This is a genomic window from Spirosoma litoris (assembly GCF_054776755.1).
The window spans coordinates 30986-54922 of the sequence record NZ_BAAHBI010000033.1; the positions used below are offsets into that span (position 1 = coordinate 30986).

24 protein-coding genes are annotated in these 23937 nt (G+C 47.2%); 22 read left to right on the forward strand and 2 right to left on the reverse strand.

Going from position 1 to position 23937, the window contains the following annotated elements; translation table 11 throughout:
- The first annotated feature begins 27 nt into the window (after positions 1 to 27).
- On the forward strand, positions 28 to 1263 hold the full coding sequence (locus tag ACYVGR_RS18930; protein ID WP_460959505.1) for an AGE family epimerase/isomerase: 1236 nt from the start codon (positions 28 to 30) through the stop codon (positions 1261 to 1263).
- On the opposite strand, the gene ACYVGR_RS18935 is transcribed toward ACYVGR_RS18930, so the two are convergent.
- Both ACYVGR_RS18935 and murQ read right to left on the reverse strand, forming a co-directional pair.
- Positions 1260 to 1829, reverse strand: coding sequence for a hypothetical protein (locus ACYVGR_RS18935; protein WP_460959506.1), 570 nt, complete (start codon positions 1827 to 1829; stop codon positions 1260 to 1262). The genes ACYVGR_RS18930 and ACYVGR_RS18935 overlap by 4 nt on opposite strands.
- 160 nt (positions 1830 to 1989) lie before the next feature.
- Positions 1990 to 2799 carry an N-acetylmuramic acid 6-phosphate etherase gene (murQ, locus tag ACYVGR_RS18940; RefSeq protein WP_460959508.1) on the reverse strand — a complete coding sequence of 270 codons (810 nt, stop codon included), beginning with the start codon at positions 2797 to 2799 and terminating at the stop codon, positions 1990 to 1992.
- Positions 2800 to 2924: 125 nt separating this feature from the next.
- Here murQ and ilvD point away from each other — a divergent pair, with 125 nt between their 5' ends.
- From ilvD to ACYVGR_RS19045, 21 genes are all read left to right on the forward strand, one after another.
- Positions 2925 to 4625, forward strand: a complete 1701-nt coding sequence (gene ilvD, locus ACYVGR_RS18945; protein WP_460959510.1) for a dihydroxy-acid dehydratase — start codon at positions 2925 to 2927, stop codon at positions 4623 to 4625.
- A 61-nt stretch (positions 4626 to 4686) separates the two neighbouring features.
- Positions 4687 to 6432 (forward strand): biosynthetic-type acetolactate synthase large subunit, encoded by a 1746-nt coding sequence (gene ilvB / locus ACYVGR_RS18950; RefSeq protein ID WP_460959512.1) that lies wholly within the window; start codon positions 4687 to 4689, stop codon positions 6430 to 6432.
- 71 nt (positions 6433 to 6503) lie between these two features.
- Positions 6504 to 7037: an acetolactate synthase small subunit gene (ilvN, locus tag ACYVGR_RS18955; protein ID WP_460959514.1), complete on the forward strand. Its 534-nt coding sequence runs from the start codon at positions 6504 to 6506 to the stop codon at positions 7035 to 7037.
- Positions 7019 to 7315, forward strand: a complete 297-nt coding sequence (locus ACYVGR_RS18960; protein ID WP_460959516.1) for a type II toxin-antitoxin system HicA family toxin — start codon at positions 7019 to 7021, stop codon at positions 7313 to 7315. Before ilvN ends, ACYVGR_RS18960 begins: the two co-directional genes overlap by 19 nt.
- Positions 7299 to 7517 carry a type II toxin-antitoxin system HicB family antitoxin gene (locus ACYVGR_RS18965; RefSeq protein WP_460959518.1) on the forward strand — a complete coding sequence of 73 codons (219 nt, stop codon included), beginning with the start codon at positions 7299 to 7301 and terminating at the stop codon, positions 7515 to 7517. Before ACYVGR_RS18960 ends, ACYVGR_RS18965 begins: the two co-directional genes overlap by 17 nt.
- Before the next feature lie 43 nt (positions 7518 to 7560).
- The gene (gene ilvC, locus ACYVGR_RS18970; protein ID WP_460959520.1) at positions 7561 to 8604 is read left to right on the forward strand and encodes a ketol-acid reductoisomerase; all 1044 of its coding nucleotides are present in this window, start codon (positions 7561 to 7563) and stop codon (positions 8602 to 8604) included.
- A 157-nt stretch (positions 8605 to 8761) separates the two neighbouring features.
- Positions 8762 to 10027, forward strand: a complete 1266-nt coding sequence (gene ilvA / locus ACYVGR_RS18975; protein WP_460959522.1) for a threonine ammonia-lyase — start codon at positions 8762 to 8764, stop codon at positions 10025 to 10027.
- 12 nt (positions 10028 to 10039) lie between these two features.
- Complete coding sequence (locus ACYVGR_RS18980) at positions 10040 to 10300, forward strand: DUF4160 domain-containing protein (RefSeq protein WP_182460033.1); 261 nt, start codon at positions 10040 to 10042, stop codon at positions 10298 to 10300.
- Between the two features lie 9 nt (positions 10301 to 10309).
- On the forward strand, positions 10310 to 10567 hold the full coding sequence (locus tag ACYVGR_RS18985; RefSeq protein WP_460959524.1) for a DUF2442 domain-containing protein: 258 nt from the start codon (positions 10310 to 10312) through the stop codon (positions 10565 to 10567).
- 13 nt (positions 10568 to 10580) lie between these two features.
- A complete protein-coding gene (locus ACYVGR_RS18990; protein WP_460959526.1) occupies positions 10581 to 11441 on the forward strand; it encodes a helix-turn-helix transcriptional regulator in 861 nt (286 codons plus the stop codon).
- A 12-nt stretch (positions 11442 to 11453) separates the two neighbouring features.
- Positions 11454 to 11882, forward strand: a complete 429-nt coding sequence (locus ACYVGR_RS18995; RefSeq protein WP_460959528.1) for a VOC family protein — start codon at positions 11454 to 11456, stop codon at positions 11880 to 11882.
- Positions 11883 to 11928: 46 nt separating this feature from the next.
- Positions 11929 to 13941, forward strand: a complete 2013-nt coding sequence (locus tag ACYVGR_RS19000) for a M1 family metallopeptidase (protein ID WP_460959530.1) — start codon at positions 11929 to 11931, stop codon at positions 13939 to 13941.
- A 138-nt stretch (positions 13942 to 14079) separates the two neighbouring features.
- The gene (locus ACYVGR_RS19005; RefSeq protein ID WP_460959532.1) at positions 14080 to 14898 is read left to right on the forward strand and encodes an SDR family oxidoreductase; all 819 of its coding nucleotides are present in this window, start codon (positions 14080 to 14082) and stop codon (positions 14896 to 14898) included.
- Between the two features lie 18 nt (positions 14899 to 14916).
- Positions 14917 to 15819 (forward strand): helix-turn-helix domain-containing protein, encoded by a 903-nt coding sequence (locus tag ACYVGR_RS19010; RefSeq protein ID WP_460959534.1) that lies wholly within the window; start codon positions 14917 to 14919, stop codon positions 15817 to 15819.
- Between the two features lie 344 nt (positions 15820 to 16163).
- Complete coding sequence (gene leuC / locus ACYVGR_RS19015; protein ID WP_460959536.1) at positions 16164 to 17564, forward strand: 3-isopropylmalate dehydratase large subunit; 1401 nt, start codon at positions 16164 to 16166, stop codon at positions 17562 to 17564.
- Positions 17565 to 17665: 101 nt separating this feature from the next.
- Complete coding sequence (gene leuD, locus ACYVGR_RS19020) at positions 17666 to 18262, forward strand: 3-isopropylmalate dehydratase small subunit (protein ID WP_460959538.1); 597 nt, start codon at positions 17666 to 17668, stop codon at positions 18260 to 18262.
- Positions 18263 to 18367: 105 nt separating this feature from the next.
- Positions 18368 to 19897 carry an alpha-isopropylmalate synthase regulatory domain-containing protein gene (locus ACYVGR_RS19025; protein ID WP_460959540.1) on the forward strand — a complete coding sequence of 510 codons (1530 nt, stop codon included), beginning with the start codon at positions 18368 to 18370 and terminating at the stop codon, positions 19895 to 19897.
- Positions 19898 to 19972: 75 nt separating this feature from the next.
- On the forward strand, positions 19973 to 20668 hold the full coding sequence (locus tag ACYVGR_RS19030) for a class I SAM-dependent methyltransferase (protein WP_460959542.1): 696 nt from the start codon (positions 19973 to 19975) through the stop codon (positions 20666 to 20668).
- 88 nt (positions 20669 to 20756) lie between these two features.
- Positions 20757 to 21833 (forward strand): 3-isopropylmalate dehydrogenase, encoded by a 1077-nt coding sequence (gene leuB, locus ACYVGR_RS19035; RefSeq protein ID WP_460959544.1) that lies wholly within the window; start codon positions 20757 to 20759, stop codon positions 21831 to 21833.
- Positions 21834 to 22093: 260 nt separating this feature from the next.
- Positions 22094 to 23233 carry a 2-isopropylmalate synthase gene (locus ACYVGR_RS19040; RefSeq protein ID WP_460959546.1) on the forward strand — a complete coding sequence of 380 codons (1140 nt, stop codon included), beginning with the start codon at positions 22094 to 22096 and terminating at the stop codon, positions 23231 to 23233.
- Between the two features lie 89 nt (positions 23234 to 23322).
- Entirely contained in the window at positions 23323 to 23784 is a 462-nt protein-coding gene (locus ACYVGR_RS19045) for a hypothetical protein (RefSeq protein WP_460959548.1), read from the forward strand.
- The last annotated feature ends 153 nt before the right edge of the window (positions 23785 to 23937 follow it).

A 23937-nucleotide genomic window follows, 5' to 3' on the forward strand; every position in this document is an offset into this window, starting at 1 on the left:
ATCGTACCCCGTAATTCGTAAATCCCTTTGCTTGACTTTCAAAAACTCTCCGCTACCTATCAACAGGCGCTGCTACGGCAGGTTGTACCCTTCTGGCTTAAACATAGCCGGGATGACCAATGCGGTGGATATTTTGATCTACTATCAGCAACGGGCGAGATAATTGAGGGGGATAAATTCGTTAGTCAGCAAGCTCAACAGGTCTGGGCTTTTGCCTGGCTTTATAATACGCTCGACGGCCAACCCACCTGGCTCGAACACGCCCGGCACGGTGCCACCTTCTTAAGTCAGTTTTCCCATACAGACACGCTTTCCTGCTACGACCAACTCGACCGACTGGGCCGACCGGTAGCTCCTTCTACAGACCTTATTCCTGATTGCTCTGTCGTGATGGCTTACGCACAACTCCATCGGGCAACAGGCGATGACGAATGGGGCATGCTGACCAAACAGACATTTGTCGATCTATTGGAACGGCACGATGAAGTTCGAACGGCACAAGCGGCAACCCTTGGCGGCTTTCGGCAAATGCGACACCTGAGCGAACCAATAGCCGTCCTTAAAACGCTTCAGGAAATTCAGCCTCTTCTGGACGAGGAAACCTGGAAAAACGCTACGGATAGTATCGTACAAGAATTGCTGACTGAGTTTGTCGACCGCCGGATTGATGTATTGCGGGAATATGTTTTACCCGAAGGTTCATTTGTGAACACACCCGAAGGACGACGAATCAACGTAGGACTAACATTCCGGGCGGCCAGTTATCTGCTTGACTTTTCAGCCGAAAGTAGTCAACCCAGAACAAGTCCATTTAGTAACACGAATCGCAAGCTGGCTGCTCAGGCTACGGGCTGGTGCCTACGCTTGTGCGAGCAAGCGTGGGAAGAAGCTGGGGGAGGATTAAACCAATATGTAGACATCAAGCAGCAGCCGATTCTTTTCCCCGATTGGCAACAAAAATGGGCCTGGGTTCATGTCGAAGCATTAACTGCTTTGCTAAAAAGCTATTTCTATACCCGTCAGCCCGACTGCCTCAAGTGGTTCAAACGCATCCACGATTATACGTTTCATAATTTCCCCGATGCTAAACAGAGCGGCTGGCATTTAGTCGTCGATCAACACAGCCAACCCGTATTATCAGTCAAGTCCACTACCACAGTTGGTTGTTTTTCGCTTATCCGCTGCTTAGCTGAAACAGCACAGCTATTAACAAAATGTGAGCAGGTAAAAACAAAACCGACGGGTACGCGAACGCTTAATTAAAGCGGCAAAACAGTCAGCTCAAGGCTATCAACTTCTGCTACCAAAAAATTAATAGTTGACGTCAGATCAAGGAAAGCTTCGATTGGGAATGTATGATTTCCGGCCTTAACAAACTCCGAAACGAGCGTTTTTTGTAGGGTGGTATGAATGGCATCGAGTTGATACAGATCTATTGTCAGTTGACAATCAATAGCCACAGAAACATTAATTTGTAATGGACTGGTCTTATCGTAGCTAAAATTCGTGATTACTTTTTTGCTAGTAGAATGGGGTGCTACGGCAAGTTTGATCTGCTTTACCAACAGCGAAATAACCGGCGCTAACCCATCAACAAACAGAGCCGTTGGATTCTGCTCCAGGAAACTAGCTCTAAGAGCTGCATTTGTAGCAACATCAATACCACGACCAAAAGCGACTACATCGAAATCAGCCGCATTGAAATCCTGACTAGCCTGTTCAATAGCGCTTGTCGTTTTAACAACGAAGCCGTCATCCCTTAAAGCTAAAGCCAGGTTGGCCAACACGTTTGGGTTACGACCGATAAGTAGTACCTTTTTGTTCGTCATCTTTCTGCAAGTTTTTTTGTCATTTCGACGTCAGGAGAAATCTCAAAGCCACTCATTAGTCAAGCTTAAGATTTCTCCTGACGTCGAAATGACAAAAAATACGTCAATCTATTATTTCCGAAAGAAGATGCAACAGACTATCCAATCACTCCATCCCAACTCATTCCTTAGCCTGAGCGAAGCCCTCAATAGCACCGCGAACATTTCCGAACTTCGCGAGTAAGGCTTCGGCTTCTTGCCGACCAACGCCAATCTCACTCATCACCATTTTAGCCGCCCGATCCTGAAGCTTTATATTGGTCAGTTGCATATCGACCATTTTATTCCCTTTCACCCGGCCTAACTGAATCATAACCGAGGTAGAGACCATGTTCAGAACCAATTTCTGTGCGGTTCCGGCTTTCATACGTGTACTACCCGTTACGAATTCGGGGCCTGTCACAACTTCTACCGGATATTCAGCCGCCTGCGCTACCGCCGAGCCTTCGTTGCAGACAATACAACCGGTCAGCAGACCAGCCTTACGGGCTTCCTGTAAACCGCCAATAACATAAGGCGTTCGGCCAGAGGCTGCAATACCGATAACCGTATCCAATTCGTCGGGCTGATAGGGCGCAATGTCTTTCCAGGCTTGTTCTGCATCGTCTTCGGCAAATTCAACGGCTTTGCGAATAGCGCCATCGCCACCTGCCATCAGGCCAATTACTAAATCGTGTGGGACGCCGTAGGTTGGCGGACATTCGGAGGCATCGACAACCCCAAGCCGACCGCTGGTTCCGGCACCGATATATATGAGTCGACCACCTTGTTTCATCCGTTTTACAATTTCCGTTACCAGCGCTTCAATCTGCGGAATTGCCTTCTCAACGGCAAGGGGTACGGTCTTATCTTCCTTATTAATATTAGTCAGCAAGTCGTGAACCGACATTTGCTCCAGATGATCGTAATGCGAAGCTGTTTCTGTTGTCATACCTCAAAAGTAATAAGTACCCATTTTAACTAACAAATAATCCGATTTTTCTTGCCTTTCATAAAAACATAACTTTTCTTTACAGCGTTATTACACCATCAGCGAAATTTCGCTAATTGTTAATTATGATTGCCGAACAACCTACTACCGAATTAAACCGCTTCAGTCGTACTCTAACCCAAGAAGTCAGTAACCCAGCCGCCAAAGCTATGCTTTACGGAGTAGGGCTAACTGAAGACGACATGCAGAAGCCCCAGATTGGCATTGCCAGTACGGGCTACGAAGGAAACACCTGCAACATGCACCTGAACGGGCTTTCTGTCTATGTAAAGCAGGGGATTCAGGCAAATGGATTGGTCGGGTTAATTTTCAACACAATTGGGGTATCGGATGGGATGACGAACGGGAACGACGGCATGCGCTATTCGCTACCCAGCCGCGACCTGATTGCCGACTCGATTGAATCGGTTGTCTCGGCACAATGGTACGATGGTGTGGTAACGGTTGTGGGTTGCGATAAGAACATGCCGGGTGCGCTAATGGCGATGGCTCGTCTGGATCGTCCAGGTATCATGGTGTACGGTGGTACGATTCGTTCGGGACATTACAAAGGACAGAAATTAGACATCGTTTCGGCGTTTGAAGCGCTGGGAAAAAAATACGCAAATAACATCTCCGACGAAGATTACGAGGGTGTTATCAAAAACGCAATTCCAGGAGCTGGCGCCTGCGGAGGTATGTATACGGCTAACACAATGGCCAGTAGTATCGAAGCGATGGGATTGAGTCTGCCTTTCAGCAGTACGTATCCGGCTACGCACGAAGGCAAGCAGGAAGAGTGCAAAAAAATTGGTGCGGCCATGAAATTGTTGCTTGAGCGCAACATCACACCAGCCGATATCATTAGCCGTAAATCACTCGAAAATGCCCTGACTCTTGTTATGGCGCTTGGCGGATCAACCAATGCGGTGTTGCATTACCTGGCCATTGCACGGGCGGCTGGCATTCAGCTTACGCTCGACGAAATTCAGGCAATCAGTGACCGGACTCCCCTACTCGCCGACCTGAAACCAAGTGGTAAATACTACATGGAGGATATGCTTGCCATCGGGGGTGTTCCAGCCGTTATGAAGTATTTATACCAGAATGGTTTCATTCATGGCGATTGCATGACTGTAACGGGTAAAACGGTTGCCGAGAATCTGGAAGAAGCCTCTGATTTAAACTTCGAAACGCAGAAGATCGTATTTCCGTTGAGCCAGCCTATTAAGGCTACTGGCCACATTCAGATTCTGCGTGGTAATTTATCGCCAACCGGGGCTGTCGCTAAAATTACGGGCAAAGAAGGCTTAAAATTCGAAGGGGTTGCCAAAGTATTCGAACACGAAGGCGACATTATCGAAGCGCTCTCGAAAGGCGAAATCCTGGCGGGTCAGGTACTTGTGATTCGAAATGCTGGCCCTAAAGGTGGCCCTGGCATGAGCGAAATGCTGAAGCCAACTTCAGCCATCATGGGTGCAGGCCTTGGCGATAAAGTTGCTTTAATTACTGATGGGCGCTTCTCTGGTGGTACGCACGGTTTCGTTGTAGGCCACGTTACACCCGAAGCCTTCGAAGGAGGTCCTATCGCGCTGGTTAAAGATGGCGACGGTATCACAATCGACGCCACAACCCGCGAACTGATTTTACACGTTTCGGACGACGAATTAGCCCAACGGAAAAGCGAATGGAAACAGCCCGCCCCTTTATTTACCAAAGGTGTTCTGGGCAAATACATCCGGAACGTGAAGTCAGCCAGCGAAGGTTGCGTAACGGACGAAGCCTAGGTGAATTTATAAAGTACAGTATACCAACAAGCTGAATACGACCTTAAACCGAACACACGTCATGGAAGCAATTGCCAGCGTTATGCCGGAGACCATCGAAAAACAAGAGGCTCCTGCCTACATCAACGGTTCACATGCCTTGATGAAAGCCCTGTTAGCCGAAGGCGTAGATACCATTTTCGGCTACCCAGGTGGAGCCATTATGCCTGTCTACGACGCCCTTTATGACTATCAGGATCAACTTAACCACATTCTGGTCCGTCATGAACAGGGGGCTGGTCATGCTGCCGAAGGCTATGCTCGCGTGTCGGGTCGGGCTGGCGTTTGTTTGGTCACATCGGGTCCAGGCGCAACGAATCTGGTTACGGCTATTGCCGATGCCCTGATCGACTCTACGCCGATGGTTTGCATTGTGGGTCAGGTAGCTAAAAAACTGCTCGGAACCGATGCTTTTCAGGAAGCGGATGTAATGGGCGTTACCATGCCGATTACCAAGTGGAATTATCAGATTACGGACGCCAACGAAGTTCCTGACGTTATTTCGAAAGCGTTTTATATTGCGCAATCGGGTCGTCCAGGTCCAGTTTTGATTGATATTACCAAAAGTGCGCAGTTAGAGTTGATGACCAAGCCCTTCGTGTACGAAAAGTGTCAAACGCTCATCAGCTATCGCCCACGCACAGTTCCCAAACAGGAACAAGTTGAAGCGGCTGCTCAATTAATTAACGCAGCTAAACGACCTTATATACTGGTTGGTCACGGCGTTCAAATTGCCAAAGCCGAAGAGGAACTTAAAGCATTTGCCGAAAAAACAGGCATTCCTGTAGCCACTACGCTACTAGGTCAATCCACAATCCCTACCAATCACCCCCTCTACGTGGGCTGGTTAGGCATGCATGGCAACTACGGCCCGAACGTAATGACAGATCATGCCGATGTGATTATTGCTATCGGTATGCGCTTCGATGACCGCGTCACAGGCGACGCCAGCAAATACGTTAAACAGGCGAAGGTTGTTCATATCGAAATTGACCCGGCCGAAATTGACAAGATCATCCGGGCCGATGCCCCCGTGGTTGGCGATGCGAAAGCCGCATTAAACGCACTACTTCCGCTTGTAAAACCAAACGACCATACAGTTTGGCGGAATGAATTCCGGAAATACGATGCTGTTGAAAACGAAACCATCACGGTTCCTGAACTAACCAGCACCGACGGAAAAATCAGGATGGCCGAAGTAATTGATATGCTTTCGACCAAAACCAAAGGCGAATCGATTCTGGTAACCGATGTGGGGCAACACCAGATGATGGCATCGCGCTATTACCAATTCCGTCGCCCCAACAGCTTAGTAACGTCGGGCGGTATGGGCACCATGGGATTTGCGCTTCCAGCCGCTTTTGGCGCACAGGTCGGTGCTCCCGATCGTCAGGTAGTGGCCATCATAGGCGATGGTTGTTTCCAGATGACCTTGCAGGAACTCGGCACAATTGTTCAGAACAAGCAACCGGTTAAAGCGATCATCCTGAACAATAACTTCCTGGGCATGGTGCGCCAGTGGCAACAGTTGTTCCATGAGCGTCGGTATTCATTCGTGGAATTACAAAACCCTGATTTCATCACGATTGCCAAAGGTTTCGGCATGAGCGGTCAAACCTGTACCGAGCGCGATAACTTATCCGATGCACTCGATACGATGCTTAATCACGACGGGCCTTTCTTACTAGAAGTGATCGTTGAAAAAGAAGAGAACGTATTCCCAATGGTACCAGCTGGTGCTAGTGTAGCGCAAATCAGATTGAAATAAACGTGGTGTCGGGTTCTCAAACCCGACACACTTAAAACCGTGTCGGGTTTGAGAACCCGACACCACGCAACATGACTACATACACTATTTGCATATTCACGGAAAACACCATCGGGTTGCTCAATCGCATCACGATCATTTTTACGCGACGACGCATTAATATCGAGAGCTTAACCGTGTCGGAAACCGAGCGGAAAGGCATATCGCGTTTTACGATTGTAATCAAACACGAATCACGGGAAGAAGTCGAAAAGCTTGTCCGGCAGATTCGGAAAATCGTTGAAGTACTGGCGGTATTCGGCTACCTCAACGATGAGATTGTCTATAATGAAATCGCCCTGTTCAAGATCTCAACGTCGCTCGGCACGAAATCGCTGGATGTTGAAACAATCAACAAGCAGTATAAAGCCTGGGTGGTTTACTGGGGCCTGGACTATGTAGTGATTGAAAAGACAGGGAATGACACAGAGATTTTCGAGGTTTTCGCTTACCTCAAACAATACGAGATTCTTGAATTTGTCCGCTCTGGGCGCGTAGCTGTCGGCAAGACCGAAAAGGGTCTGGTCGAGTACCTGCCCGAGGCCGAATGGGAGTCTTATCTGTAGTTTTATTAATGGGGAAGTTTGAAAAGCTACTTATCAAATTGTTACGTGGCACAGCCGATAACAACTTCAGTTTTGAAGAACTACGAAATCTGCTGATAAAGCTTGGCTTTCAAGAGAGAATAAAAGCAAGCCATCACATTTATTCTAAAGATGGTATTGACGAGATTATTAACCTTCAACCTAAACAAGGGAAAGCAAAAGCATACCAAGTGAAGCAAGTACGAAACTTAATTGTAAGCTATAAACTTGACGTCGAAGAAGATGGAAGCGAGTCCTAAATATGAGATTATCATTTATTGGAGCAATGAGGATAATTCCTTTATCGCTGAAGTACCAGAGCTACCTGGTTGCATGGCTGACGGTGAAACTTACCAAGCGGCATTAGCCAATACAGAAGTAGTGATTCAGGAATGGCTAGAGACAGCACAGTCGCTCCAACGGGAGATTCCTAAACCCAAAGGACGACTATTATTTGCATAACCAGTTAATAACCCCAAAATCAGAGTACAAAAATCAATTAAACATGGCAACGATTAATTTCGGAGGAGTAGAAGAGCAAGTTGTAACGCGGGACGAGTTTCCGTTAGAAAAAGCACGTGAAGTACTGGCGAATGAAGTGATCGCCGTAATCGGTTATGGTGTTCAAGGCCCTGGTCAGTCGCTGAACATGCGCGACAATGGTTTCAACGTTATCGTTGGCCAACGCAAAGGCAAAACCTACGACAAAGCCGTTGCTGACGGCTGGGTTCCCGGCGAAACCTTGTTCGAAATCGAAGAAGCCCTCGAAAAAGGTACCATCATCTGCTTCCTGCTCTCCGATGCTGCTCAGATTGAACTCTGGCCAACTGTAAAAGCAGCCCTCAAACCTGGCAAATCGCTGTATTTCTCACACGGATTCGGCGTAACCTATAAAGAAAAAACCGGTATCGTTCCGCCTGCCGATGTTGACGTATTCCTCGTAGCTCCTAAAGGTTCGGGTACTTCGCTACGTCGTCTGTTCGTAGAAGGTAAAGGGCTGAACTCGTCTTTCGCTGTTTATCAGGATGCTAGCGGCAACGCACGCACGAAAGCGATTGCTATGGGTATCGGTGTTGGTTCGGGCTACCTATTCGAAACTGATTTCTATAAAGAAGTAACGTCTGACTTAACGGGCGAACGCGGTACACTGATGGGTGCTATCCAAGGTATTTTCGCAGCTCAATATGAAGTTTTGCGTGAAAATGGCCACAGCCCATCCGAAGCTTTCAACGAAACGGTTGAAGAATTAACCCAATCGCTGATGCCACTGGTTGCTGAAAACGGTATGGACTGGATGTACGCCAACTGTTCAACAACCGCTCAACGTGGTGCGCTGGATTGGTGGAAGCCTTTCCACGATGCGACCAAGCCTGTGTTCCAGCAGTTGTACAACTCGGTAAAATCGCAGGAGCAAGCTGAAATCAGCATCACCCGTAACTCACAGCCCGACTATCGCGAAAAACTCGAAGTTGAATTGGCGGAATTACGTGATTCTGAGATGTGGCAGGCTGGTAAAGCTGTTCGGTCGTTGCGCCCAGAACGGAGCTAGTCAATATCAAGATTATCTCACCTATCGGGTAGAGAGCAGCCATCAGGCCAGCTACTACCCGATAGTGCGTTTAGGGTCAATATCTACACCACTGGCCTATCTCTCCACCCATCACCCGTTGACTTTTTGTATGTTTGCGTAAACACTTCCGTTAGCCGTGGTCGATTCCGAAAAAATAGGTTTTACACCTGATCTTGACAATATATATGTAGCTGCCGAGCGGCTTCAGGGCGTTGCAGCGCATACGCCGTTACAGGAAAATCTCAACCTGTCGGACCGGTACGGGGCTAACATTTTTCTGAAACGTGAGGATTTGCAGGTCGTCCGTTCCTACAAGATTCGGGGAGCTTATAATAAAATGGCCAGTCTATCGGCCGAAGCGTTGGCCAAAGGAGTTGTGTGCGCTAGTGCTGGAAACCACGCCCAGGGCCTAGCGTATGCCTGTCGAAAAATGGCAGTGCATGGCACCATTTTCATGCCAACAACCACACCGAACCAAAAGGTGAAACAGGTACGCATGTTTGGCAAGGAGTTCGTTGATGTTCAGTTAATGGGCGACACGTATGATGATGCTTACAATGCGGCAATGGATTACGTGAACACCCACGACAGTACGTTTGTGCATCCTTTCGATGATGTACTGGTGATGGAAGGGCAAGGTACCGTTGGCCTGGAGATTCTTCGGGACGCTACGGGCAAAATAGATTACCTGCTCATGGCCATTGGCGGAGGTGGATTAGCGTCTGGCGTGTCAACGGTATTTAAACAACTAAGTCCGAAAACCAAACTGATCGGTGTAGAACCACTGGGCTCGCCTTCCATGAAGGTTTCTATCGACGAAGGGCACGTGATAGCACTCGATAAAATTGACAAGTTTGTCGATGGAGCTGCCGTAAAACGTCCCGGCGATATGACGTTCGAAATCTGCCGCAAAAACCTTGATCGCGTGCTGTTAGTACCCGAAGGGAAAGTCTGCACAACAATTTTAAAGCTGTATGACGAAGACGCGATTGTAGCCGAACCAGCGGGTGCCTTAACGATTGCCGCGCTGGACATGATGAAGGACGAAATCAAAGGCAAAAACGTCGTCTGTCTGGTTAGTGGTGGCAATAACGACATTACCCGCACGGAAGAAATCAAAGAGCGGTCGTTGCTCTACGAAGGGTTAAAACACTACTTCATTATTCGGTTCCCACAGCGTGCCGGTGCCTTCCGCGACTTCCTCAACGTCCTTGGCCCCAATGACGATATCAGTCGTTTCGAGTATGCCAAGAAAACAAACCGGGAGACCGGCCCCGCCGTCGTAGGAATCGAGTTAAAACATCGCGAAGACTTCGAGCCACTCATCCAGCGAATGCAGGCACAAAATATTGTATTTGAGTACTTGAACGACCAGCCCGATTTGTTTCAGTTTTTGGTGTAACTTATCATACATATGCCTGAGATTAGCCGCTTTTATGGGATTATTATCCGAATGTTTTATAATGACCACAACCCACCACATTTTCATGCTATTTATGGTAATGATGAAGCGTTAATTAATATTCAAACGTTAGAATACATAGAAGGTAAGCTTCCTAAACGTGCCAGAGCGTTAGTAACCGAATGGGCAATTGAGCATCGGGAAGAATTAGTAAATAACTGGGAGAAAGCACGTAAACCCGAAGACTTATTGCCAATTGATCCTTTAAACTGATCGAAGACTATGGCAGAAATTGAAAACTTTGAAGTACTAGAAAACTACTGTATTCGTTTTCGCTTCACCGATGGCCTAGAAAAGTTAATTGATTTTAAGCCATATATTAAAGATAACCCGCTTACAAAGCCCCTAGCTGACCTTGACTACTTCAAACAAGTTCATTTATACGAGCGGGGAAGCGGTATCTATTGGCCTAATGGCTATGATTTTGACCCAACGTATTTGAGAGATTACGTTGAAGGTGAGATTTTGGCGAAAGCTTAATCAATAATCCTTCATGCTCCGCGTTCCTTCCTCCATCCAGGCCAATCAGTTTGAATCGCTGAATATTCGGCGCCCCGACGCTTCCGAAATGAAGTTTGTCGCGTATCGCAGCGACGTATATCCAGAGCGGAATGAGGTCTTTTTTGAGGAGCATGCCGTCATTGTGGTACTTGAGGGCGAGAAGAAATTCAGTTCACCCACGCAGGAGTTGCACGTTCGCAAAGGCGACATTCTGTTTTTTCAGCGGGGGTGCTACTCCATGAACGAATCAATCGACAACAGCTACCGAAGTCTGGTGTTTTTTGTGAATGAGAAAATGCTGAAAGAGTTTGTCAATCAACATTTATCGCTGTTTCAATCAGCCTCTACCTCCCTCCCGACGGACCTGATTTTATCATTCTCCTCATCGCCTACGTTTGCCACGTTTATTGATTCGCTACTGCCTTATTTTGGCTCCAAAACACCATTTCTGAATGATCTCTTACGACTCAAGTTTCAGGAATTATTGCTTCATCTTCTCGAACTCGATACATTAGGGCGACTGCGGGCTATTTTGTGGCACATTTATCAGGGTCAGAAAATCGACCTCGATTATTTGATGAATGCCTATTCGCTTAAACCACTATCGATGAGCGAATTGGCCAGATTATCAGGCCGTAGTCTCTCCGGATTTAAACGCGAATTTGAAGAACACTTTCATACGTCGCCCGGTCATTGGATACGACTGAAGCGGCTTGAACACGCTCACTTTCTACTCCGAAACACGGATAAAAACGTATCGGAAGTAAGTATGGAAATCGGGTATGAAAGCGTATCACATTTTATTAAAGCGTACAAGGCCCAATACGGTTTTACACCCAAACGACGTAATTAATCCTATACCTATATGTTACACTGTACCCCCTTTCTTCTATTCGACGGAAATTGCGCTGAAGCAATGACCTTTTACCAAACGTGTCTTGGTGGAGACTTGACGCTGATCAAGCTCGGCGATACGCCCATGAAAGACCAGTTCCCTCCCGAAAAACATGACCGGATTATCAACGCCCAACTGAAAAGTGGTGCTATCGATTTTTCGGCTACCGACTGGATGGCTTCTCCTAAACTCGAGCCAAAACCGGGAAACACGTTCAGCATATATGTCGTCGGCGAAACATATGATGACGTAAAAACAGTGTTCGACAAACTGGCAGACGGAGCAGATAAGGATACCAGAACATTCATTGAGCTGAATAATATGCCATTTGGGAGCTATGGCCAACTCACCGATAAATACGGCGTTTCCTGGATTTTCAAAGGCGGTAAGAAAGACTAACTGTCCTTGTCTATCTAGCCAGTAACGTTTAAACACTTCATCAACTATGATTGCACGAATTACCTTCCTTACACTCCTGATAAGCAGCGCAGTTGCCTCAGCTCAACAAACGAGTTCACCAATCCGGAAAACAGTCGAGACCTCGAAACGCTCGATTCGGCTTGATGTTCCGATGACAAACTCCATCCAAAACGCATTCAAGGCCGGCACACGTGATTTCTCTGGCAAACCGGGACCTAATTACTGGCAATTAGAGGCCGACTATACCATAAAGGCAAGCCTTGATCCGGCAACGCAGACAATTACTGGGTCAGAAAAAATTAGCATGCATAACAATAGCCAGTACGACCTGAAAACGATTGTTCTGCGCCTTGATCATAACCTGTTTCGGCCAGAAGCCCAGCGCGGAGCATCTGTACCAGCCGAAGCAACGGACGGTATGGTTTTAACGAGCCTGAAAGTAGCTGGTCAGCCAGTGGATCTTACAGCCGTAGCTCCCACTCCGTCGCCATTTGGTCGGAGTACAGCACCCACTACAAAAATGACAGTATCCGGGCTTACGCAAACGATAGCGACGATCAATCTGGTTGATCCGGTTAAAGCAGGCACAACGGTTGAGCTGGAAATTGACTGGCACACCAAGCTTCCCGGTGGTCCAAACGGACGAGGGCACCGCATGACGCAACGATTTGACAGCAAACTTTTTCAGCCCACCCAATGGTACCCACGCCTTGGGAAATACGATGATCTGCGCGGCTGGGAAACAAGCCCTTATCTTGGCCCTTCGGAGTTCTATAATAACTTCGGCAAATTCGATGTATCCATCACTGTACCCGGCGGATGGATTGTCAGCGGTACAGGCATCCTACAGAATCCAAACGAAGTGTTAACCGCAACGGCACGGCAGCGACTTTCCACCGTTCTTAACTCCAACGATGAAGTAACCATTGTAGGCGAAACCGAAAAAGGCCCTGGTCAAGCAACGGCACCGGGCGACAAACTTACCTGGCATTTTGTGGCCGACAAGGTCAATGATTTTGCCTGGGCAACCGCCGAAAACTTTGTCTGGAAAGCAACCCGTGCCACCATTCCCGGCAAAGGCGCTATTCCGATTCATATGGTTTACCTCCCCGAGCGTGCTAAATTCTTCGAAAAAGCGGGGCTACTTTCGCGCCATGCACTTGAGTTTTATTCGGCGCTTTGGGCACCTTATCCCTTTCCTCAATTGACCTTACAGGATGGCCCAAGCGCGGGCATGGAATACCCAATGGTCATTAACTCCAATCAGGGGGCGGCTGACCATGAAACCGGGCACCAGTGGTGGCCCATGATGCTGGGCACGAATGAGACCCGTTACGGCTGGATGGATGAAGGCTTCAACCAGTACATGAATATTCTCTCGGCCGCCGACCGAGACGGGAAACCCTATAACCTAGATGGTTTGGGACAAAGCTATGGCCGCATGAGTGGCGACGAAAACGAAGCGCCCATGATGTGGAGCGCCAACGATGCTGGTAGTGGCTATCGGTTTCAAACCTACGGCAAAACTCCGCTGATGCTCTCTATGCTGGGTGGCATTGTAGGCGATCAGGCCGTGATAAACGCCATGAAAAAATATACAGCCACGTGGGCGTTCAAGCATCCGTCCCCCTGGGATTATATCTTCTTCATGAACAATGAATTAGGCCAGAATCTCGAATGGTTCTGGTATTACTGGCTATGGGAAACCGACACAGTCGAAGGGTCGATTCAGGGCGTGAAAACAGCCAACGGCCAGACTACGGTAACCGTTCATGAGGCAGGCCAGATGCCATCGCCAGTGGTGCTGAAGGTTGAGTTCGATCCAACAGGTCCTGCCATTAAAACGATGCCTAATGCCAAAATGATCGATGCCACCACGGCCGAAGTTACCTGGCCTGCGTCCGTTTGGTTTGATGGAAACCGCACGTTTAACGCAGTCTTGAATTTTGGCGAACGCAAGATCAAAAAGCTAACGTTTGATCCGCATGGCCGTTTCCCGGATGCTAATACCACCGATAACATCTGGCCACGGGAGTGATCGCTATTCCCCATTACCTAGTCGATCAATGGCAAGCATTTTACCAGCAACCTTCAAAAGTATAAGACAAACCTTTAAATATATAAGCCGCCCGCTGGCCAGATATTGAGCTTTGCACAACAAAACAAAAATCAAAAAATGGCTAAGACAATCCTAGTTACAGGGGCATCATCGGGCATCGGAAAAGAAACAGCCAAACTGTTTCAACAAAAAGGCTGGAACGTAATTGCCACCATGCGTTCGCCAGAAAAAGAGCAAGAGTTAACGCAATTGGACAATGTACTGGTTACAGCGTTAGATGTACAGGACACCGAATCAATCCCAAAAGCGGTTAAAGAAGGTGCAGACAAATTCGGTACCATCGACGCGTTGGTCAACAACGCAGGTTACGGATTGATGGGCGTTTTTGAGGCCGCAAAAACGGAACAGATCAGAAGGCAATACGACGTAAACGTGTTTGGTTTAATGGATGTAACCCAGGCCGTTTTGCCCTACCTAAGAGCCAATGGCGGTGGGGCAATCATCAACATTTCTTCATTTGGTGGTGTAGTAGCCTTACCATTCGGCAGTTTGTACAACAGTACAAAATTTGCGGTCGAAGGTCTTTCTGAAGGCTTATCCCACGAATTGGCTCCATTAAATATTGCCGTTAAAGTAATAGAACCCGGTTCCATTACTACAAATTTCCGGAACACAAGAGAAACCGTTACGAGCGATCTACCGGCTTACAGCAACGACGTTTTTGGTAAATTCTTTGGGCGTTTTACCGAGATGACGGGCCACCTACCCAAAGCAAGTGCCGCCGATGTTGCCCATACAATTTACGAAGCCGTAACCGATGGTAAAATCAAATTGCGTTATGTAGTTGGCGAAGACGCACAGTTTTTCATCGACCTGAAAGCGAAAAATAAGGATGAAGATTTCATCCTGAAAATGCGAAACCAGCTCATCAATTAGTGCTAACTACTACAGACTATGCAAACCAAATACGTAGATATTCAGTCAATAAGCGATTTGCATACGCTGTATGGGTGGTCGAAGCCCAGGCACCCGTTGGTTTCGTTGATAGACCTGAAAGAAGCAAACAGAAGTAATATCCAGCCCGATACATTTTACCGTCTGGGCTTTTATGGCATCCATTTTAAAAAGATGACCGGTGTTTTAAACTATGGCATGTCGCACTACGACTTTACGGAAGGCACCTTGATGTTCGTGGCCCCCAATCAGGTTATTTCATCAGACCCCGACCTTCACATAGAAGAGGCCTGGGGTCTGGTATTTCATCCTGATCTGTTGAATAATTCGCCTTTAGGTACCAAAATGAATTCGTACTCTTTTTTTCATTATGATATAAATGAAGCCCTGCATATTTCAGAGGATGAAAAGTTAATTGTAAAAGATTGTGTAGAGCGTATCAGAAAAGAGTATTCCCAGAATATTGATAAGCACACCCAGGTACTCATTCAAGCGAATATTGAGTTATTGCTAAACTACTGCGACAGGTTTTACGATAGGCAGTTTCTTACCAGGTCGAAAGTCAATAATGACATTGCACAGCGTTTTGAGCGGATGCTTAAAGACTATTTCAACAATGAAACCCTGATAGACATGGGCTTACCCGACGTGCACTACTTTGCATCAGCCCTTAATTTATCGGCCAATTATTTATCCGATCTTTTAAAAAGATACACCGGAAAATCCACGCAAGAACATATCCATCTGCAATTGACAGAAAAAGCTAAAACGCTTTTATGGGGTTCCGCCAAACCGATTAGTGACATTGCATTTGAACTCGGATTTGAACATCCATCCCATTTCACAAAAATATTTAAGACGAAAACAGGCAAATCGCCAACTGAATACCGACACCTCAACTAGGAACGGCCTGTACCCTAGATTTTGCTATAGACTAACTCTTACGCTAGCCAGACGCGTCAAAAGCTGGTACTCCTTCATTTAGCTCATAGAAAACACGGTAATCTTTCTCTTGGCCACAAATACGGTTTTACACCCAATTTAACCCCCTGAACTAAAATCGCTATTTACTGGACGAATGACGGGATACGGGATTGAATAAGATTCTGCAACTTTGTAATCACGTTTCTCCGCTTTTTGTCATTCCGACGTTAGGAGGAATCTTAAAGTTTCGTATTAGTCAAGCTTAAGATTCCTCCTAACGTCGGAATGACAAAAAGGTATTTAACAGTTACCTACTAACCACTATGAGTACCCCAAAAACCCTGTTCGATAAAGTATGGGATGCGCACGTCATCCGGCAGGTAAAAGATGGTCCCGATGTATTGTTCATCGACCGTCATTTTATTCACGAAGTAACCAGCCCAGTGGCTTTTCTGGGCCTCGAAGGACGTAATGCACCTGTCCTGTTTCCTGAACGGACATTCGCAACCGCCGATCACAACACGCCAACCATAAACCAGCATTTGCCTGTTGCTGATCCTATGTCGGCCAATCAATTAGCAGCTTTGGAGCGGAATGCGGCTAAATATGGCATTTCACACTGGGGGCTGGGCCACATTAAAAATGGTATTGTACACGTAGTAGGTCCCGAAAACGGCATCACACTACCTGGCATGACCATCGTTTGTGGCGACTCGCACACCTCAACACATGGAGCTTTTGGCGCCATTGCCTTCGGTATTGGTACCTCAGAAGTTGAGATGGTGCTGGCAACGCAGTGTATCATGCAGCCGAAGCCGAAGAAAATGCGGATTACGGTCAATGGTAAAACGGGCAAAGGCGTATTACCCAAAGACGTAATTCTGTACATCATCTCGCAAACGTCGGCCAGCGGTGCTACCGGTTATTTTGTCGAATACGCGGGTGAAGTATTCGAGAACATGACCATGGAAGGCCGGATGACGGTTTGTAACATGACCATCGAAATGGGTGCTCGGGGAGGCATGATTGCCCCCGACCAAACCACGCTCGATTACCTAAAAGGTCGTGAATTGTCGCCCAAAGGCGAACAATGGGACAAACTGGTTCCTTACTGGGAAACGCTCAAAACCGACGAAGGCGCTACGTTCGATGTAGATCTTACGTTCGACGCAGCCGATATCGAGCCGCAAATCACCTACGGCACAAACCCTGGTTTAGGAACGGGCGTAACGCACCAGATTCCAGTAGCCGAAGCCGTAAAAGATGGTTCTGCCAGCTACAAAAAATCGCTTCAGTACATGGGCTTCGCCGAAAACGAATCCATGATTGGCAAACCCGTTGATTTTGTATTCCTCGGCAGTTGCACCAATGGTCGGATTGAAGATTTCCGGGCGTTTGCTTCTATCGTGAAGGGCCGTCAGAAAGCGGATAACATCACGGCCTGGTTGGTACCCGGATCACACGTGGTGGAGAAACAAATCAAAGACGAAGGTATTCTGGATATTCTGACCCAAGCTGGTTTCGAACTACGGCAGCCCGGTTGTTCGGCTTGTCTGGCCATGAACGAGGACAAAGTTCCTGCTGGTAAATACGCCGTATCAACATCAAACCGCAACTTCGAAGGTCGTCAGGGCCCCGGTGCACGCACCTTGCTGGCAAGCCCACTCGTTGCTGCTGCGGCTGCCGTAACTGGTGTTGTTACTGATCCAAGACAGTTTATATAGTTTATAGTTTACGGTATTTGGTTTACTGTTGGCTAAAGCGAAAGCAACTGTGCATCAGCCAACAGTAAACCAAATACCGTAAACCGAAAACCTAATTTCCTATGGCTTACGACAAATTCACTATACTCCGGAGCAGTGCCGTTCCCATGCCCATTGAGAACGTTGATACTGACCAAATTATCCCTGCCCGTTTCCTGAAAGCGACTGAACGCAAAGGATTCGGCGACAACCTTTTCCGCGATTGGCGCTACAACAACGACAATACGCCTAAGGCCGATTTCGTCCTGAACAATCCAACCTATTCAGGCAAAATCCTGGTCGGTGGTAAAAACTTTGGTAGCGGATCGAGCCGCGAGCACGCAGCCTGGGCCATTTATGACTATGGTTTCCGTTGTGTGGTATCGAGCTTCTTCGCCGATATTTTCCGGAACAACTCAATCAACGTCGGCATTTTACCCGTTCAGGTTAGCCCTGAGTTTCTGGAAAAAATCTTTGCAGCCATCGAAGCCGATGCAAAGACCGAACTGGAAGTAAATCTTCCGGCGCAGACCATTACGATACTGGCTACGGGCGAGATCGAAAGCTTTGCCATCAACGAGTACAAAAAGCATAACCTCACCAACGGCTACGACGACATCGATTATCTCCTGTCGATGAAAAGCGAAATCGAAGCCTTCGCCGACGCGAGACCCTTCTAAAGAGTGAAAGAGTGAATGAGCGAAAGTGGGGCTTGCGCGTAAACAATTTCGCCATTGAAGCCCCACTTTCGCTCATTCACTCATTCACTCTTTCACTCCTTAAAAATGAAACGTCGTTATATTGAAATCATGGACACGACGCTTCGCGATGGTGAACAAACCAGCGGAGTGTCGTTTTCTGCGTCCGAAAAATTAGCACTAGCCCAATTACTGCTTACCGAAGTTAAAGTCGACCGCGTAGAAGTGGCTTCGGCACGCGTATCGGCAGGAGAATTGGAGGCTGTGCAGCAGATTACGGCATGGGCTTCCAAAGCTGGCCTGCTCGATAAAATTGAGGTACTAACCTTTGTCGACGGCCAAGCCTCGCTCGACTGGATGCGTGCGTCGGGGGCCAAGGTAATGAACTTGTTGACGAAAGGCTCGCTCAATCACCTGACTCACCAGCTTAAGAAAACTCCAGAGGAACATTTTGCCGATATCCAGCAGGTTATTACCCAGGCGCAACAATCGGGTTTACAAGTCAATGTGTATCTGGAAGACTGGAGTAATGGTATGCGTAACTCGCCTGAGTACGTGCTTCAATATCTGGACTTCTTACAAACGCAACCTATTCGCCGGGTACTACTGCCCGATACGCTTGGGGTGATGACTCCATCTGAGTCGTATTCGTTTATTAGTCAGGTAGTCAATCGCTACCCCAACCTGCATTTCGATTTCCACGCACACAACGACTACGACCTTAGTATCGCTAACGTAATGGAGGCAATTCGGGCGGGCGCGCATGGCCTACACCTGACGGTTAACGGGCTAGGCGAACGGGCTGGAAATGCGCCAATGGCCAGCGCCATAGCTGTCTTGCGCGATTTCCAGCCTGAGGTTAAAATGGGCGTTGTTGAAAAATCTCTGTATCAGGTCAGCAAGATTGTTGAAACATTTTCGGGGCTTCGCATTCCAGATAACAAACCTGTTGTTGGCGATAACGTATTCACACAGACAGCAGGTATTCATGCCGACGGCGACAAGAAAAACAACCTGTATTTCAACGCCTTACTCCCTGAACGATTTGGCCGAAAACGCAGCTATGCACTCGGGAAAATGTCAGGAAAAGCGAACATTGAGAACAACCTGCGCGAACTTGGCATCCAATTATCAGAGGTCGATCTCAAAAAAGTAACGCAACGAGTTATCGAATTAGGCGATCAGAAAGAGGTCGTGACGCGGGAAGATTTGCCGTATATCATTTCTGACGTATTGAACACAAGTGCCATCGCTTCGCGGGTGGAGGTACTTAATTACGTGCTGACTCACTCAAAGGATCTAAAACCGTCTGCCACGTTAAGAATACGTATCGATGAAGAGTTATTCGAAGAAAACGCGCAGGGTGATGGTCAGTACGATGCGTTTATGAATGCATTGAAGAAAATCTACAGTAAAAAGAAGCTAACGCTACCGGTATTGACCGATTATGCGGTTCGGATACCAACCGGACCGACCGGTGGGCGAACCGATGCTCTTTGCGAAACGACAATCACCTGGAAGCACAAAAAGCAGGAATTTAAAACGCGGGGCCTTGATTCTGACCAAACTGTATCCGCCATTAAAGCCACTCAAAAAATGCTGAATACGCTAGATTAAAAATGACGATTCGTTTAATAACTTCGTGTTCTAGTTAACAAAGCCTAAAACGAGATCAGATTTAATTTGTCCTTTATGAGCCAGGCAAAACAAACGGCGGAAAAAGTAGAGTATAACGGATCAGACAATTTGGCTATTATGAGCCACGCTGTTAACTACAACAGCGGCCTGTATAAGTGGGTATCTCGTGATATCCGTCCTGGCGAAGCCGTGTTGGATTTTGGGGCTGGTAATGGGGAGTATGCCAATCGATTTCCACTAGGCAGCGTCGATGCGGCCGAAATCGATCCTGATCTTTTGCCGTTAATTAAACAGCCGGTTTTTACCGACATTAGCCAGCTCACCAAGAAGTATGATTTAATTTATACAATCAACGTACTGGAGCACATCGAGCACCATGGCGAAATCGTAAAAGAGCTATTTAGCAAGCTCAAGCCGGGCGGTCGCATTAAGGTGTTTGTACCTGCTCGCCAGGAGATTTTCAGCAATATGGACGAGCACGTTGGCCATTATCGTCGCTACGATAAAAAACTGGTTCGTCAGATTCTGGAAGATGCAGGCTTTCGGGTCACCGATTGCCGCTATTATGATTTCGCAGGTTACTTTATCTCGTTACTCTATAAGTGGTTAGGAAAAGACGGTCGGATTACTAAAGAATCCGTTATTCTTTACGACCGGGCCATCTTTCCCGTAAGTCGTGTATTTGATATATTGACCGTAGGCCAGGTTATTGGCAAAAATGTCATTGCCGAAGCCGTTCGCCCTCAGTAGGTTATAATTCTTTTGTTTAATTCCATCTAGCTATAAGTTCCCTAAAGAAAGATTGAGCGTCGATTCGCTTTTTCTTTCAGTTGAAAAAATGAAAAAACACATTCTAGTGGTGCCAGGCGATGGCATTGGAGCCGAAGTGACCGCCGTTGGCAAACAGGTTTTAGAAGTTATTGCTCAGAAATTCGGGCATGAGTTTTCATACGATGAAGCACTCATTGGCCACGTTGCCATCGAAGCCACAGGTTCTCCCCTACCAGCCGAAACTTTAGCTAAAATGAAGGAGGCCGATGCCATTTTATTTGGCGCTGTAGGTCATCCCAAATACGATAACGATCCATCGGCTAAAGTCCGTCCTGAACAGGGGTTGTTACAAATGCGTAAGGAGCTTGGCTTGTACGCTAACCTTCGCCCAATCAAACTCTTCGACGAACTCCTCGACGCATCGAGTATCAAGCCTGAGATTCTTCGTGGCGCTGATATTCTGTTCTTCCGGGAATTGACGGGTGATGTTTACTTCGGTAAACGTGAACGTATTGACGAAGGCAATACGGCTTACGACACCATGATCTACAGCAAATATGAAGTAGAGCGTATTGTTCGGAAGGCATTCGAAGCCGCTCGTACACGCAGTAAAAAACTGTGTTCGGTTGATAAAGCAAACGTACTCGAAAGCAGCCGCTTGTGGAGAGAAGTCGTTCAATCCCTGGCACCTGAGTATCCAGACGTTACCGTTGAGCATCAGTTTGTGGATGCGATGGCCATGTTATTGATCAAAGATCCTAAGCGGTATGACGTCGTCGTGACCGGTAACCTTTTTGGCGATATCCTAACCGATGAAGCCAGTCAGATTGCGGGTTCAATGGGTATGTTGGCTTCGGCTTCGGTTGGCGACAGCACAGGGGTTTATGAACCCATTCATGGCTCGGCACACGATATTACAGGTAAAGGCGTAGCCAATCCATTAGCATCAGTTTTGTGCGTAGCGCTCTTATTGGATATTTCCTTTGGCCTTAAGGCAGAAGCGCAGACGGTTATCGACGCTGTAGATGCGATATTAAAAGCAGGTTTCCGCACGCGCGACATTGCCAATAGCACTACGCCAGTCGATAAAATTCTTGGCACCGATGCGATGGGCGAGCAAATTCTGCAACGTCTGAATGCATAATTACCTACCGATCATCAGTTGAAAAAATTTGTGTATTCCCTTGCACTCTTTTTCAAAATGGTTATTTTTGTAGCGTATTTACGCGACCAGCGAAATTTCGCAAATCAAATTATGCCTATTTCCCTTACTAACCGACTGCAAAACCTAAACGTTTTATAGAACGGAGAGAAGGATATGCCATACGAAAAGGCCCTTTCTCAACAGGAAAGGGCCTTTTTTATAGACCAATAAATTTTTACGTTTTCAATATATATCGGACCATGAGCCAACGAGTTTATATTTTCGATACCACTTTGCGCGATGGCGAACAAGTGCCAGGCTGCCAGTTGACCACCGAAGAAAAAATTGTGGTTGCCAAAGAACTGGAACTATTAGGTGTCGATATTATTGAAGCAGGCTTCCCTATCTCAAGTCCCGGTGATTTCCGTTCCGTTGTCGAAATCTCGAAAGCTGTTTCAGAGCCTACGATCTGTGCACTTAGCCGGGCTGTAAAAGGCGATATCGATGCAGCAGGTGAAGCGCTCAAGTGGGCTAAACGAGGTCGTATTCACACCGGAATTGGCTCATCGGATATTCACATTCGGAATAAATTCGGTAGCACACGGGAGAAAATTCTGGAGCAAGCTATTGCCGCTGTTAAGCATGCAAAAACCTACGTTGAAGATGTAGAGTTTTATGCCGAAGATGCTGGCCGTGCCGATCTGGCATTCCTGGCCCAATTAACAGAAGCCGTTATTAATGCTGGAGCCACGGTTGTTAATATTCCAGACACAACCGGCTATTGCCTGCCAGACGAGTATGGTCGAAAAATTGCGTATATATACGAACACGTGTCTAATGTTCATAAGGCTACGATTTCAATTCACTGCCATAACGATCTGGGTCTGGCGACAGCAAATACGCTCGCAGGCGTTATGAACGGCGCACGTCAGGTAGAAGTAACCATGAACGGCATTGGTGAGCGGGCAGGTAATACATCGCTTGAAGAAGTCGTAATGGCCATTAAGGTGAAGAAGGAATTAGGCCTATACACAAATGTCGATTCGACACGCTTGTTCCCGCTAAGCAACTTAGTGTCTCAAATGATGCGTATGCCTGTTCAGGCAAACAAAGCCATTGTGGGTCGAAATGCGTTTGCTCACTCGTCAGGTATTCACCAGGATGGTTTTTTAAAGCATTCTGAGAACTACGAGATCATGAATCCGCATGATGTTGGTGTTCCAAAATCTTCGATCGTTCTGACCGCTCGTAGTGGCCGCCACGCCTTAAAACACCGGCTCGAATTGTTAGGCTTCCGTTATGACAAGCCAACCCTCGATGGTATTTACACGCGCTTCCTGGATATGGCTGATATTCGGAAAGAAGTAAATGATAAAGACTTAATGGAATTAGTCCGCTAGTCTAAGCCCGTCTCACGAGACGGGCTTTTTAGTTTTTAGCCGAACAAATTAATAAAACGGTCTGTTTCGCCAATAAATCCTTCACGGTTATGGCACGTCCAACTCCCGAATTAATCAATGCGCTCCGTAAAACAGCTCAAAGCTTAAAAAATGGCTCTCCATACCAATGGGGTCATATGGGCGGCTGTAATTGTGGTAATTTGGCTCAGGCACTAACAAAACTCAATAAAGACCAGATTCACCGTCACGCTATGCAACGCCACGGTGATTGGAATGAACAGGCCGAAGACTACTGCTCAACTAGCCAAATGCCTATCGATCTTCTTATCAATGAAATGCTACGTGCCGGGCTAATGCTTGAAGATTTAAAGCATCTTGAGCGATTGGACGATCGGCAAGTCTTAGCCCGTTTTCCCATCGAAAAACGCTACCTAAAGCACAACCTGCGTGAAGATGTTATCGCCTATATGAACGCTTGGGCTGATCTTTTAGAAGAACAGCTTTTGGTTAAAATAACCTTAGCCTCTTTACAGGAAGTTGAATTTGCTTAGATACTGGTTTCTTTTAGTAGCGATAGGCGCCTTTGATGTTCTTATGGCCACCAACAAAAAAGCCTGTCTTCTGGACAGGCTCTCTTTTTTAATTTCATTCAGGTGGCACCTTCCTACTCTCCCGCTTGTGACAGCAGTACCATCGGCAGTACG

Excerpts from the sequence above, each read along its gene's own strand:
- ACYVGR_RS18935 (WP_460959506.1), bottom strand. The coding sequence starts at position 1,829 with ATGACGAACAAAAAGGTACTACTTATCGGTCGTAACCCAAACGTGTTG.
- murQ (WP_460959508.1), bottom strand. The coding sequence starts at position 2,799 with ATGACAACAGAAACAGCTTCGCATTACGATCATCTGGAGCAAATGTCG.
- ilvD (WP_460959510.1), top strand. The coding sequence starts at position 2,925 with ATGATTGCCGAACAACCTACTACCGAATTAAACCGCTTCAGTCGTACT.
- ilvB (WP_460959512.1), top strand. The coding sequence starts at position 4,687 with ATGGAAGCAATTGCCAGCGTTATGCCGGAGACCATCGAAAAACAAGAG.
- ilvN (WP_460959514.1), top strand. The coding sequence starts at position 6,504 with ATGACTACATACACTATTTGCATATTCACGGAAAACACCATCGGGTTG.
- ACYVGR_RS18960 (WP_460959516.1), top strand. The coding sequence starts at position 7,019 with ATGGGAGTCTTATCTGTAGTTTTATTAATGGGGAAGTTTGAAAAGCTA.
- ACYVGR_RS18965 (WP_460959518.1), top strand. The coding sequence starts at position 7,299 with ATGGAAGCGAGTCCTAAATATGAGATTATCATTTATTGGAGCAATGAG.
- ilvC (WP_460959520.1), top strand. The coding sequence starts at position 7,561 with ATGGCAACGATTAATTTCGGAGGAGTAGAAGAGCAAGTTGTAACGCGG.
- ACYVGR_RS18980 (WP_182460033.1), top strand. The coding sequence starts at position 10,040 with ATGCCTGAGATTAGCCGCTTTTATGGGATTATTATCCGAATGTTTTAT.
- ACYVGR_RS18985 (WP_460959524.1), top strand. The coding sequence starts at position 10,310 with ATGGCAGAAATTGAAAACTTTGAAGTACTAGAAAACTACTGTATTCGT.
- ACYVGR_RS18990 (WP_460959526.1), top strand. The coding sequence starts at position 10,581 with ATGCTCCGCGTTCCTTCCTCCATCCAGGCCAATCAGTTTGAATCGCTG.
- ACYVGR_RS18995 (WP_460959528.1), top strand. The coding sequence starts at position 11,454 with ATGTTACACTGTACCCCCTTTCTTCTATTCGACGGAAATTGCGCTGAA.
- ACYVGR_RS19000 (WP_460959530.1), top strand. The coding sequence starts at position 11,929 with ATGATTGCACGAATTACCTTCCTTACACTCCTGATAAGCAGCGCAGTT.
- ACYVGR_RS19005 (WP_460959532.1), top strand. The coding sequence starts at position 14,080 with ATGGCTAAGACAATCCTAGTTACAGGGGCATCATCGGGCATCGGAAAA.
- ACYVGR_RS19010 (WP_460959534.1), top strand. The coding sequence starts at position 14,917 with ATGCAAACCAAATACGTAGATATTCAGTCAATAAGCGATTTGCATACG.
- leuC (WP_460959536.1), top strand. The coding sequence starts at position 16,164 with ATGAGTACCCCAAAAACCCTGTTCGATAAAGTATGGGATGCGCACGTC.
- leuD (WP_460959538.1), top strand. The coding sequence starts at position 17,666 with ATGGCTTACGACAAATTCACTATACTCCGGAGCAGTGCCGTTCCCATG.
- ACYVGR_RS19025 (WP_460959540.1), top strand. The coding sequence starts at position 18,368 with ATGAAACGTCGTTATATTGAAATCATGGACACGACGCTTCGCGATGGT.
- ACYVGR_RS19030 (WP_460959542.1), top strand. The coding sequence starts at position 19,973 with ATGAGCCAGGCAAAACAAACGGCGGAAAAAGTAGAGTATAACGGATCA.
- leuB (WP_460959544.1), top strand. The coding sequence starts at position 20,757 with ATGAAAAAACACATTCTAGTGGTGCCAGGCGATGGCATTGGAGCCGAA.
- ACYVGR_RS19040 (WP_460959546.1), top strand. The coding sequence starts at position 22,094 with ATGAGCCAACGAGTTTATATTTTCGATACCACTTTGCGCGATGGCGAA.
- ACYVGR_RS19045 (WP_460959548.1), top strand. The coding sequence starts at position 23,323 with ATGGCACGTCCAACTCCCGAATTAATCAATGCGCTCCGTAAAACAGCT.